11 protein-coding genes are annotated in these 11580 nt (G+C 56.8%); 4 read left to right on the top strand and 7 right to left on the bottom strand.

The window, feature by feature from the left end; all coding sequences use genetic code 11:
• Positions 1-158: 158 nt before the first annotated feature.
• Positions 159-2534: a HAMP domain-containing methyl-accepting chemotaxis protein gene (locus tag ASF29_RS24715; RefSeq protein WP_200925542.1), complete on the bottom strand. Its 2376-nt coding sequence runs from the start codon at positions 2532-2534 to the stop codon at positions 159-161.
• A gap of 316 nt (positions 2535-2850) precedes the next feature.
• Positions 2851-3921, bottom strand: a complete 1071-nt coding sequence (locus tag ASF29_RS15100) for an alpha/beta fold hydrolase (RefSeq protein WP_062451481.1) — start codon at positions 3919-3921, stop codon at positions 2851-2853.
• Positions 3922-4064: 143 nt separating this feature from the next.
• On the opposite strand from ASF29_RS15100, the gene ASF29_RS15095 reads away from it, so the two are divergent.
• Entirely contained in the window at positions 4065-5126 is a 1062-nt protein-coding gene (locus ASF29_RS15095) for an AraC family transcriptional regulator (protein WP_062451480.1), read from the top strand.
• A 35-nt stretch (positions 5127-5161) separates the two neighbouring features.
• Here the strand turns inward: ASF29_RS15095 and ASF29_RS15090 are convergent, their stop codons facing one another.
• Together ASF29_RS15090 and ASF29_RS15085 are read right to left on the bottom strand one after the other, a co-directional pair.
• The gene (locus ASF29_RS15090) at positions 5162-6265 is read right to left on the bottom strand and encodes a TRAP transporter substrate-binding protein (RefSeq protein ID WP_062451479.1); all 1104 of its coding nucleotides are present in this window, start codon (positions 6263-6265) and stop codon (positions 5162-5164) included.
• Positions 6266-6413: 148 nt separating this feature from the next.
• The gene (locus ASF29_RS15085) at positions 6414-6878 is read right to left on the bottom strand and encodes a truncated hemoglobin (RefSeq protein WP_062451478.1); all 465 of its coding nucleotides are present in this window, start codon (positions 6876-6878) and stop codon (positions 6414-6416) included.
• Positions 6879-7032: 154 nt separating this feature from the next.
• Here ASF29_RS15085 and mbfA point away from each other — a divergent pair, with 154 nt between their 5' ends.
• Entirely contained in the window at positions 7033-8016 is a 984-nt protein-coding gene (mbfA, locus tag ASF29_RS15080; protein ID WP_062451477.1) for an iron exporter MbfA, read from the top strand.
• A gap of 38 nt (positions 8017-8054) precedes the next feature.
• On the opposite strand, the gene ASF29_RS15075 is transcribed toward mbfA, so the two are convergent.
• Positions 8055-8453, bottom strand: coding sequence for a RidA family protein (locus tag ASF29_RS15075; protein ID WP_062451476.1), 399 nt, complete (start codon positions 8451-8453; stop codon positions 8055-8057).
• 195 nt (positions 8454-8648) lie between these two features.
• On the opposite strand from ASF29_RS15075, the gene ASF29_RS15070 reads away from it, so the two are divergent.
• Positions 8649-9242 carry a TetR/AcrR family transcriptional regulator gene (locus ASF29_RS15070; RefSeq protein WP_062451475.1) on the top strand — a complete coding sequence of 198 codons (594 nt, stop codon included), beginning with the start codon at positions 8649-8651 and terminating at the stop codon, positions 9240-9242.
• An 8-nt stretch (positions 9243-9250) separates the two neighbouring features.
• Here the strand turns inward: ASF29_RS15070 and ASF29_RS15065 are convergent, their stop codons facing one another.
• Together ASF29_RS15065 and ASF29_RS15060 are read right to left on the bottom strand one after the other, a co-directional pair.
• Positions 9251-9865 carry a transglutaminase-like cysteine peptidase gene (locus tag ASF29_RS15065; RefSeq protein ID WP_062451474.1) on the bottom strand — a complete coding sequence of 205 codons (615 nt, stop codon included), beginning with the start codon at positions 9863-9865 and terminating at the stop codon, positions 9251-9253.
• Between the two features lie 97 nt (positions 9866-9962).
• Complete coding sequence (locus ASF29_RS15060; protein WP_062451685.1) at positions 9963-10772, bottom strand: alpha/beta hydrolase; 810 nt, start codon at positions 10770-10772, stop codon at positions 9963-9965.
• Positions 10773-10958: 186 nt separating this feature from the next.
• On the opposite strand from ASF29_RS15060, the gene infC reads away from it, so the two are divergent.
• A complete protein-coding gene (gene infC / locus ASF29_RS15055; RefSeq protein ID WP_062587745.1) occupies positions 10959-11495 on the top strand; it encodes a translation initiation factor IF-3 in 537 nt (178 codons plus the stop codon).
• Positions 11496-11580 lie beyond the last annotated feature (85 nt).

Here is an 11580-nt window from a genome sequence, read left to right as displayed (position 1 = left end):
TAACGACAAATTATCAAAAAAGGCTGAATCCAATCTTTACGGCGGGCAGAGGATAAAGGAAGGCCGATCACAGCTGCGCGAGGATTGTTTGATCGCGTTGAATGCAAAACGCGCGGGCGAAACCGCCCGCGCGTCTGGAAAGTCTGGATAAGACCCGATCAGGCCGCGATGCGGTTGTCGCGCTGGCCGCTTTCGATGTGGAACTGCTCGAGCAGATGCAACAGCTGATCCGTTTCCTCGTTCAGCTGTTCGCTGGCCGCGCTGGTCTCTTCCACCATCGCTGCGTTCTGCTGCGTCAGCAGATCGACTTCCCCGACGGAGCTGTTGATCTGTTGCAGCGCGACGGCCTGATCCTGTGTTGCCTGGGTGATCTTTTCGACATGTTCGCTGACATGGGCAATCTGGGAGCCGATCTGCGCCAGTGCGTCACCCGTCTGGTTCACAAGGCTGGAGCCGGCTGCCACCTCTGTGGAGGAGACCGAGATCAACTGTCGGATTTCCTTGGCTGCAGAGGCTGACCGCTGCGCAAGCTCGCGCACCTCGTGGGCAACAACGGCAAAGCCCTTGCCTGCTTCGCCGGCGCGGGCGGCTTCCACCCCTGCGTTGAGCGCCAGAAGATTGGTCTGGAAGGAGATGGAGTCGATGACCTCGGTAATATTGCCGATCGTCTGGGACGCGTTTTCGATACGCTGCATGGCCAAAACCGCATTGCGCACGATGACGAGCGATTCTTCCGTATTGCGGCGTGTCTTGTCGACGATTGTGTTGGCTTCGCGGGCGCGATCAACGGCATTGCGCATATTGGAGTTGACCTCGTCAACCGCTGCTGCGGTTTCTTCCAGCGATGCCGCCTGTCGTTCGGTACGGCGAGAAAGGTCGACTGCAGACTCCGACATCTGCTGGGCATTGCCCCTGATGACACTGACGTTCTCCTGAATGCCGCCGATGGTTTCGCGCAGGCGCAACATCGACTGGTTGAAGTCGACGCGCAGTTGCTCGAGACGATCGTTGAAAGGCGTGTCGATCGTGGTGGAGATGTCACCGGAGGAGAGCCGCTTGAGACCGCCTGCCAGCGCGTTGACGGCAAACTGGATCTGGCGATCCAGTTGCTCGCGTTCAGACTCGTTGGACTGCCGTTGAGCTTCCGCTGACGCGCGCTGTTCTTGCGTCGCCGCTTCCAGGCGAATGCGCTCTTCGGCGGTTTCCTTGAAGACTTCGAGAGCACGGGCCATATCGCCAATTTCGTCATGACGGTTCTTGCCGTTCAGCGCAATATCGATGTCGCCCTTGGCCAGTCGCTTCATGGCGCTGACGATGCCGAGGATCGGCCCCTTGAAGGTCATCACCAGACCGATGCCCGCGAAAATCGCGACCAGAACACCGATCACCATGGCGGAAAGCGAGATGCCATCGGCCTTGCTGCGTTCACTGTCGGCTGCGGTTCTCTGCTTCCCGGCAAAGTCCGTCAGGCTGATCCACACCCGGCGAATTTCCTCTTCCGCCATTCCGAAGGCGACTTTACGCTGCTCGGACACCGCAAGGAGGTCGGACGCCGAGCGGTCCAGCTTGGTTGCCATATCGTCGATGGCTTTGGCGCTTTTGCGGGTCGTTTCGGACATGGTGGCATCGGCCGTCATGGCGCCCGCAGATACATTGAGCCGGAAGGCGGCATCGCTGAATTTTTCGAGCGCAGCCTTGCTGGGTTGCGCCACATAGCCTGCCATTTCAAGCTCGAGGTTCTTGGCGTCGTCGCCAATCTGGCGTGCCGTTGCAAGAAAGCTGGTTGCCTGTTCGATGGGCTGATCCAGCTGTCCGAATACTTCCGTCGCCTGTCTCGACTTGACGGTCGCAAACCCCTGGAGGCGAATGGTGGCCGGGCGCATGAGATTGACGACGCGATCGATGGTACCCACCGTACTGTCGTTGATCATGCCGATGTTGAGCTGGGTACGAATCTGCGCTACCGCATCTGCGATTTGCTCGATCAGCACCTTCTGGTCGATGGAGGCGATGGCGACGAGTTCCTTGGCTGTAGCCTCGAGGTTATCGATAGCTGCCTTGACCACCGCGATCTTTTCTTCCGGTACCGTCACCTTGTTGAAGTCGGTCACAACGGTTGCGATGAGTGTCGCACCACGATTGAGCTTGTCGGCTTCGCGCAACAGAAGCTTGGCTCTCGCCTCATCCGTCTGGAGCGTATTGCGGGTGTTGGTGGCATTCGACAGGAGACCGTTCAGTTCTTTGAGAACGACCGACAGGTCGGTGTTCATGCCCGTCCGAAGCACCTGCTCTTTCTGATGGCTCGACCACAACTCGTTCACCTGATCATCGATAATTTTCGTGCGGTCGATGGCATCTTTTATTTCAGGCGAAGCGCTGTCTGCCGTCGAGCGAAGAAAATTGGCCTGCTCGGACAATTGGCGATGCAAAGCTGTGCGTGTTTCATCATTAGTATTGTTGAGAAACGACGTCATGCCGCCATAGACTTCCTTGAAGCCCGTGAGCGATTGCAGAATGGTGTTGGAAACATCCATCCGACTCTGCAGCAAATTCGATGCGTATAGTCCTGAAAGTCCGACTGCAAGAATGCTTGCAATGAACGGAGCGATGAAAACAATGACTTTGGTTTGTATCTTGAAGCGCGCTAGCAAACTATCGATAATCATAATTTTCCCCAAGGCCCGGTCTTGATTTTTAATTTGCTTTTTGTCGGCTTGAACGCCGCTCCTAACTTCTGCGATTGAGGTTTGAAAAAACAGTTAAGAGGCTCGCCACCGAAGATCAGACCAGGAAGAAGACCGGCACGATAATGCCGGTCTGTTCTGTTCAGATGGGCGGGCAGGCGAGATGTCAGTGGCTGGACTTCAATGACCTGTCGAAAGCACCCACGATCAACGCGGCGAGTTCCCTGTGAATGTCCGCCCTGTCGCGTGGTCCGGCAGGCTCGCAGATTGGATCGATCTCGCCCACTGACTTCAAAAACGCGGCAGCGTCATCCTTGCAGAGCGGCAAAAAGCTGAAATGGTTGGCATCGTCGACTTGCGCATAAGTCGCTCCGGGCACGTCCTTCGCCAACTGATCGGACAGCACGGAAACGGGTATCTGGCCAACGCTACCCAGATTGATGAAGGACAGGGGAATAGCGATGGCCTTCAGGCTCTCCTTTTGGAATGCAACCTCCAGCCCTGGATCGACAAGCACGGCAGCCCGCAGGCGTGGGTCGCGGTTGGATTGTTCAAATCGCGCCTTGTCAACACTGCGCAGATCGAAGGGCGGCACATCGATCCTTTGATTGTTGCGGTAGCCCCGCCCGCCGGAGAACCAAGTGCAGTCCATGGATGTTGAATAGTCCACGCAATATTGCACATAGGCGTCGAGATCGGCGCGTGCGCCTGCCAGTTCCAGCGCCGCGCTACCACCCAGCGAGAAACCCAGAACGCCGATCCGGTCTACATCTATCACTTTCGACCACTGGGCGTCGGTTGAAAGTGCGGTGATGATCGTCGAGAGATCATCTGTGCGTTCCCAGATTTTTGGCGTGTCTTCAGGCGTGGAATCGCCGCTCGTCGTGCCGGGATGATCTGGTGCCGCAACGAAGAAACCGGCTTTCGCCAATTCCGTTGCGATCCACGCCATTCCGATGCCGCGAGAGCCGGAACCGTGCGACAGGAGTACCAATGGCCTGCGCGTAGGCTGAATGCCTGCATTCCTGAAGCCGGCGGCACCTTTGAAAATCCTGTTTTCGCCGACCTTGACCGTCTCGCCCTGGCCATCAGATGGATACCAGACGGTCACGGCCAATTCCTTGGCGCGGGCAGGGGAGTGGATGGTGACATCACGAGTGCCGACACTTTCACCCGCAAGAGCAGATTGCAGGGTAAATGCCGACAGAAGAAGGGTTGCGGAGATGATGGAGCGCATGGAAAAGCCTCATGGTTTGTAACAACGAGGTTGGTTTCGACCCATCGCAATTTTTCCACGCCCTGAAACATGTTTGAGGTCGTCCGCAAACGCGATCTGGTCCATGTAGGAGGCAGCACTCTCGTTATGTCAGGTCGCTTGCCGTGGTTTTCATTCCCCTGCCCATCGTCGTCGCGCTGTTGCTGTTTCTGATGCTGGCATCGATCCTTCGCGGCAATGGCGAAGGTAAAGCCAACCGACCGTTTCTGGCCTTGATTGCACTCAGCGCCGTGCAATCCACCCTCGTCGGCCTGCGTTGGGGGTATCAGATCGACTCACTGAAATTTGCGCTGCCGATCATGGCGTCATTCTTGCCGCCGCTCGCCTACGCCAGTTTCCGCAGCCTGATGAAGGACTGGAACGTCAAGAGTGCTGCAAACATCGCCAGCATCGCGGGGCCGCCCATTGTTCTCGCCTTCGCGATCGTCGTGTTTCCTTTCGCCATCGATCTCATGCTGATCATTCTCTTCGTCGGCTATGCAATTGCCATCGTGCTGCTCGGGCGTCGAGGTCCGGATGGGCTGGAGGAGGTGCAGTTTGCCAGCGTCACTTCTGTACATCGCGCGCTCTACATCGCTGCCGCTGCTCTCTGCCTGTCGGCAGTATTCGACATTCTCGTCCTGCTCGATTTTCACTGGGCGCGGGGTGAAAATGCAGGCGTGATCGTCAGCAACGGCAATCTGCTCGGTCTTCTCCTCATCGGCCTCACCGCATGGGTCGCCGGAGACAGCAAGCCGGATACATTGCCAAACGCCAACGATCCGGCCACGGAAGCACCCAGTCCGACCGCTGAAGATCACGAGATCATGTCACGGCTGGATGATCTGATGGCGCGGCAAAAATTTTATCGCGACGAAAATCTCACTCTGACCCGGCTGGCGCGCAAGCTGTCTTTACCCAGCCGTCAGCTTTCCAATGCCATCAATCGCGCCACCGGCGGCAACGTATCGCAATATATCAACCAGTTGCGGATCAGGGATGCCTGCCGTCTGCTGGAGGAAACGGATCAATCCGTGACCTCGATCATGCTTGAAAGCGGGTTTCAGACCAAATCCAACTTCAATCGCGAATTCCGCCGCATCACCGGCATGAGCCCGGTGGCATGGCGAGAGCGGGAAGTGTGGAAGCTTGTCGCGGCCACCAACAAAAATGGCCACCCGGCTTAGTCGGGTGGCCATTCGATGCGATCAGAAGCGGATGATTACAGATTGCCGTTGCGCTGCTGGATCATCATGTAGGTGTCATATGTGTATTCAGCGATCTGCGCCCAGAGATATGCGTCTTTCTTGAATGCCTGCTGGCTTTCGTAGATCTTCTTGAAGTTCTCGTTGACGGCGGAAATCTCCGCGTAGGTCTCCAGCGCCGCCTTGTGGCAGACGTCGAGGATTTCCTGGCTGAAAGGCCGCAGGATGGCGCCCTGGGCGACCAGTTCTTTCAACGCCTTGGGATTGCGGGCGTCGTACCGCTCCAGCATGGACGCGCTGCCTGCAGCACAGGCATCCTTGAGGATGCGTTTGTAATTCTCCGGCAGGCTGTTGAACTTTTCGAGGTTGACGAAGGCGTGGCATGCGGGGCCACCTTCCCACCATGCGGGATAGTAGTAGTATTTCGCGACCTTGTAGAAGCCCAGCTTCTGGTCGTCGTAAGGACCGACGAATTCGGTTGCGTCGATCGTGCCCTTTTCCAGCGCGGCATAGACGTCGCCACCGGCAATCTGCTGCGGCGTGATGCCGACCTTCTGCATGACCTGACCGGTGAGGCCGGCGATGCGCATCTTCAGGCCCTTCAGGTCGTCGATGGTGTTGATTTCCTTGCGGAACCAGCCGCCCATCTGCGCGCCGGTGTTGCCCAGCAGAATGGAGTAGATGTTGTGCTTGGCCAGAAACTCGTTCAACAGCTCGTTGCCGCCCGCCTGATTGAACCATGCGTTGGTCTGGCGTGCATTGAGGCCGAAGGGAACGGATGTGCCGAGTGCAAAGGTCGGGTCTTTACCGACATAATAATAAGAGCAGGTATGGGCCATTTCGACCGTTCCGGAGGTCACCGCGTCTGCGGCCTGAAGGGCAGGCACGATTTCGCCACCGGCAAAATGCTGGATGGTAAAATTGCCGCCGGAAGCTTCCTTCACATGATCCGCAACGATCTGGCCCGCACCGAAGAGGATGTCGAGGCCCTTGGTGAAGGATGACGTCATGCGCCAGGTGATCTTGGGATTTTCCTGCGCAATGGCAGGCGCTGCAAGAGCGGTTGCGGTCACGCCAGCGCCCATGGCACCAGCGTTGCGGATGAATGATCTGCGATCCATGTCGATTTAGCCCTAACTCTTAGGATTTAAGGCGAACCGCCTGGTACGCCTCCCGCGAACTACTAATCATGTCCGGTGGAAGCCTTCAAGAAAATCTTGGTGATAATGCGTCGCGGCCCAGCGTTTTCCAGAAGCGAAACCTGTGATGTCAGCGCCTGAGTGAAGGGTCGTCCAGTGCTGGGTTGTAAAACAGGGAAAGGGTCAGGCTGCGTGCGATCCGCTCGGCGGTAACCATGAACCAGTCATGGGCTGCCTGTGTTGGGGCAATCTCGTCCAGCGTGCTTGAAAACAGCGCCAGCCATTGCCGGAAAAGGTCCTCATTCAACCCACTTACGCCGTGGTGCGCCTGTACGGGTTTCCCACCATAGGCTCCAGTCTTGAAGGCGATGGCCGACCAGAAGCCTTTCATCTTCTCCAGATGATCTGGCCACTTTCCCGCCAGCCGGTTTTCGAAGACGGGGCCAAGTGCCTCATGAGCTCTGATGCGCGCGTAAAAGACGTTCACCAGCTTCTCCAGGAAGGCAGGGTCCACTCCCATACGCGCCATATCGGCTTCGGCACGCATTTGTATCTCGGCACTGTGGGCGGCGCGACCGCGTATGTGTTCGTTCATGGAGTACCCTTCGATCCGCGTCCATTATGTGTCTGTTCCAACCCTTTGCGCAATGCGACCTTTTAACCGGTATATGTGTTATTAGAATGGTTCTAAACTGACTTGCGTCCTCACGGAATTCGATTTATTTAGAATTATTCTAAAGGAGCATTCCATGTTTCGCAGCCTGTTCTCTCTGTCCAAGCGTCCATTCACATCCCTCAACGAGCAGGAAATTCTCGCTCTTGCCATCTCGTCCGAAGAGGATGATGCGCGGATTTATCGTTCCTATGCGGGGCATCTGCGTGCCCAGTATCCGCAATCGGCCAAAGTGTTCGAGGATATGGCCGAAGTCGAGCAGGCGCATCGCAACATGCTCATCGGCATGCATCAGGACAGGTTCGGCGATATCATCCCGCTGATCCGCCGCGAGCATGTGCGCGGTTTTTACGAGCGCAAGCCCGATTGGCTGGTCCAGAATCTATCTCTCGAAACCATCCGTGAGCAGGCTGAACTGATGGAGGCACAGGCCATTCGTTTCTACGAAGAGGCGATGAAGCATGTCTCTGACGCGTCCACGCGCAAACTTCTGGGCGATCTGGCAGAGGCCGAACGCGGCCACGAAGACATTGCCGCCATGCTGGACGGCAAGCATTTGCCGCAGGAGGTGAAATCTGAGGAGGAGGAAACCGCCAAACGGCAGTTCCTGCTGACCTATATTCAGCCCGGCCTCGCGGGACTGATGGATGGTTCGGTGTCTACACTTGCTCCCATCTTTGCAGCCGCTTTCGCCACCCAGGATACATGGCAGACCTTCCTCATCGGCCTTTCGGCATCGGTGGGTGCAGGCATTTCCATGGGCTTTACCGAGGCGGCGCATGACGATGGCAAGCTGTCCGGCCGAGGTTCGCCGTTCAAGCGTGGCCTTGCCTCCGGCATCATGACGGCCATCGGCGGCCTGGGGCATACGCTGCCCTATCTCATCCCGCATTTCTGGACAGCAACCGCCGTTGCAGCCATCATCGTTTTCGTTGAACTCTGGGCCATCGCCTTCATCCAGAACCGGTTCATGGAAACGCCGTTCCTACGCGCGGTCTTCCAGGTCGTTCTGGGCGGATCGCTGGTTCTCGCCGCAGGCATTCTCATCGGCAATGGCTGACGGAGGGCAGGGGAATACCCCCTCCCTCTGCCTGTACATCAAGCGGCGTGTGGAACACGGGCGATCACCTTGATTTCGAAATCGAACCCGGCCAGCCAGTTTACACCGACTGCAGTCCAGTTCGGATAGGGCTTTTCGCTGAAGGCCTTCTCCTTGATAGCCATGATCGTTTCGAACTGGTTTTCAGGGTCGGTATGAAAGGTGGTGACATCGATGATGTCGTCATAGGTCGCACCGGCAGCGGCAAGCACCGCCTTCAGATTGTCGAAAGCAAGCTGCACCTGCTTTGCGAAATCAGGCTCGGCGGAGCCATCGTCGCGGCTCCCGACCTGACCTGACACAAACAGAAGGTCGCCGGAGCGGATGGCGGCCGAATAGCCATGCTTCTCATAGAGTGCATGTCGATGGGCCGGAAAAACTGCTTCGCGTGTGCTCATTGTCATCATCCTTTGCATTGGGCAGCCGCCTCCTGTTCCGCTCAACGTGTCATGCGATGAGCGAAGATCGAACTGAACGGCCTTTGAATGTTTTCCTTTTGGGCGATATTTGATATACGCGCCGTATGTTCAAATAGTATACATACGGCATGTATGTCAATAAGCATACGGAGTGTATGTTAAAAGGGGTACGAAATGGCGGCAAGAACAAGAGCACAGATGGTGGAGGAGACCCGCGAAAAACTCATCAGCGCGGCTCGAAAAGCCTTTGCCACAAAGGGTTACGCCGCATCGTCCATGGATGACATCACTGCGGATGCGGGCCTTACGCGTGGCGCTCTCTACCATAACTTTGGTGACAAGAAGGGCCTGTTCCAGGCGGTAATCGACCAGATCGATGCCGAAATGCTGGCGCGTCTGCGCGTCGTGCAGGAGGGCGCGGAAACACCGTGGCTTGGTCTGCTCTCGGAAAGCGCGGCCTATATCGAGATGGCGCTGGAGCCGGAAATTCAGCGCGTGATGCTGCTCGACGGACCGGCAGTCCTGGGCGATCCAGCCAAATGGCCCAACCAGACCGCTTGTCTGCGCCGCATCGAGACAACAGTACAGGCACTTGTTGATGACGGGACACTCAAACCCGTGGATGCAAGGGCTGCGACATGGCTGCTGAATGGTGCCGTATTGAACGCTGCGCTATGGATTGCCGCAGCCGACGATCCGCGTGAGGCTTTCCCGAAGGCCATCGAGGCCTTCAGATCGATGGCCTCTGGCTTGTTGGCCAAAGGCTGAGGCGCAACCTATTTCAGCGCGCCGACCAGAACGTCGCGACCGTCTTCGATGGAGACCCAGCGACCCGTATTGAACGACGCCTGACGCTTGAGATAGGTGTAGTTCGTATCGGTCCAGAGCTTCACGTCATCCGACAGGTTGTCGAGGATGAAATCACCCTCGTTGGTGCGCAGCGTCAGCACCGCGTGGCCTTCGCCATCCGGCTTGCGAACAACAGTGATCAAGAGATCGGACACGGCGAAACCGCGCTCCATGAGCTTGCGGCGCTTCAGCAGCACGAAATCCTCGCAGTCGCCAGCGGTCTTGGGATATTCCCAGACTTCGTCCTTGCCGTAAACTTCCAGATCGGTCATTGCGACGATGGTGGAGTTGACCTCCTTGTTGACGTCGCGAACGACCTGCCAGCCATATTCCGTCACGCGCGGCGGCGGGGTCAGCTTGCTGCGAATGTCGCACTCGGACACGTATTTCTGGCAAAATTCGTAGTGACCGATGGGTTGGGACGTTATGCCTCCGGTGACCATGGACAGGCTGCCCTTGTTTTCCGCCTGCGCAGAGGCCGCAGAAAGTATTCCGGTCGCAAGTGCTACAAGCAGAGCACGCGCCCACGGTGCGTTCTTCATGAAACCCGTCCCTTAAAATCTTAATGAAAAGTTAAGAGAGGAAGGGGGTGCAAGTCAATCGGAACTCGGCGTCATGAATGCAAGATGAATAATATGGTTAAGATCGTTGCGTTTTTCCCGACGACACAAGGCTTCTGGCCGCTGCCAGCATGCGTTCTATGTCCTGTGGACGAGACAGTCTGTGGTCTCCATCGCGCACGAGACTGAGCACGACATCGTCGGCAGGCAGGTGATTGAGCAGCTTGAGCGCATGGTTATAAGGAACGTCGTCGTCTTGCATACCCTGTAGAATATGCACCGGGCACCCTGTTTCGATGATCCCTTTCAAGACGAGATTGTCGCGACCGTCCTCGATCAGCGCTCGGGTGAAGATATTGGGCTCGCTGCTATACTCTGATGGCTCTTCGAAATAGCCGCGCTCTATCAGCGAGGCCTTTTCCATCTCTGACAGATTGGGTTCGATGAGGTCTGCCGTGAAATCCGGGGCGGGCGCTATGAGAAGCAGACCCGCGACATGCGGCCCCTCCTTGCTCCTGCGAAGTTCCTCGATTGCTCTGAGGGCGATCCATCCCCCCATCGATGAGCCGATGAGGATGATGCGCCGTGCTGTCTTGTGACGCAGAACCGCAAGCGTCTCTTCAAGCCAGCGCGAGATCGTGCCCCTGTTGAAGTCGCCACCCGATGCACCATGGCCGGAATAATCGAGGCGGATGCATCCCAGCCCGTTCTCTGCAGCGAAGCGATCGAGTTCCACGGCCTTTGTGCCGGTCATGTCGGAGCGGTAGCCGCCGAGCCACACCAGCACCGGGGCATCGTCGCTGCTGCTCGCGTCGCGGGAAAGAATGGCGATCTTGCGCGCATCATCATCTGTGCCGACCACGATATACTCGATGCTTTGCTCAGTCATGGCGATGTGATTCTCCTCATGTTTGCTGTCCATGTAGTGCAAATTCAGAAAAAGCACGACAGGAGGTGATTTTTTTGACGGGCTGTGCTATTGACTTCGCGGCGGCATTCACGACATTTCCGCCATTTGCACCGACAAGCTGGTTTTTGCCGACGCGATCCCGAAACAGATCAGGAGAATACGACCATTCGCAGACCGTTCAAAGCCGATGCCCCCGTCAAAGAGGGCCCGCGCTCCAACAGGGAAATTCGAATTCCCAAAATTCAGCTTATTGATGAAGAGGGCCAGAACCTCGGCGTGATGCCGACGGACCAGGCCTTGAAGATGGCGGAAGACGCCGGTCTCGATCTCGTTGAGATTTCGCCGAACGCGGAACCGCCGGTCTGTAAGATTCTCGATCTCGGCAAGCTGAAGTATTCGACCCAGAAAAAAGCGGCCGAAGCGCGTAAGAAGCAGAAGATCGTCGAAGTCAAAGAAATCAAGATGCGTCCCAACATCGACACCCACGACTACGAGGTGAAGATGAAGGCGATGAACCGTTTCTTCGACGAAGGCGACAAGGTAAAGGTAACACTGAAGTTCCGTGGCCGCGAAATGGCCCACCAGGAACTCGGCATGAAGCTTCTTCTTCAGGTCAAGGAAGACACTCTGGCGATTGCCAAGGTTGAAGCCGAACCGAAGTTGGAAGGCCGTCAGATGATGATGGTTCTGGCGCCAAAATAAGTCTGAAACGTCTGAATCGCAGGCGTTTACGTCCCGTCGCAGGGGAATTTATCATTCCCCGTTGCTCTTTTTCATAACTGCGGTT

Source organism: Rhizobium sp. Leaf262, from assembly GCF_001422245.1.
Lineage (GTDB): Bacteria > Pseudomonadota > Alphaproteobacteria > Rhizobiales > Rhizobiaceae > Agrobacterium.
Note: the sequence above shows the minus strand (reverse complement) of the source record. Positions and strands in the feature narration are given on the sequence as shown.

What these genes read in the sequence shown, in the direction of transcription:
- ASF29_RS15070 (WP_062451475.1), top strand. Translation starts at nt 8,649, where the DNA reads ATGGCGGCAAGAACAAGAGCACAGATGGTGGAGGAGACCCGCGAAAAA.
- ASF29_RS15090 (WP_062451479.1), bottom strand. Translation starts at nt 6,265, where the DNA reads ATGGATCGCAGATCATTCATCCGCAACGCTGGTGCCATGGGCGCTGGC.
- ASF29_RS24715 (WP_200925542.1), bottom strand. Translation starts at nt 2,534, where the DNA reads ATGGATGTTTCCAACACCATTCTGCAATCGCTCACGGGCTTCAAGGAA.
- ASF29_RS15060 (WP_062451685.1), bottom strand. Translation starts at nt 10,772, where the DNA reads ATGACTGAGCAAAGCATCGAGTATATCGTGGTCGGCACAGATGATGAT.
- ASF29_RS15075 (WP_062451476.1), bottom strand. Translation starts at nt 8,453, where the DNA reads ATGAGCACACGCGAAGCAGTTTTTCCGGCCCATCGACATGCACTCTAT.
- ASF29_RS15100 (WP_062451481.1), bottom strand. Translation starts at nt 3,921, where the DNA reads ATGCGCTCCATCATCTCCGCAACCCTTCTTCTGTCGGCATTTACCCTG.
- ASF29_RS15065 (WP_062451474.1), bottom strand. Translation starts at nt 9,865, where the DNA reads ATGAAGAACGCACCGTGGGCGCGTGCTCTGCTTGTAGCACTTGCGACC.
- ASF29_RS15085 (WP_062451478.1), bottom strand. Translation starts at nt 6,878, where the DNA reads ATGAACGAACACATACGCGGTCGCGCCGCCCACAGTGCCGAGATACAA.
- mbfA (WP_062451477.1), top strand. Translation starts at nt 7,033, where the DNA reads ATGTTTCGCAGCCTGTTCTCTCTGTCCAAGCGTCCATTCACATCCCTC.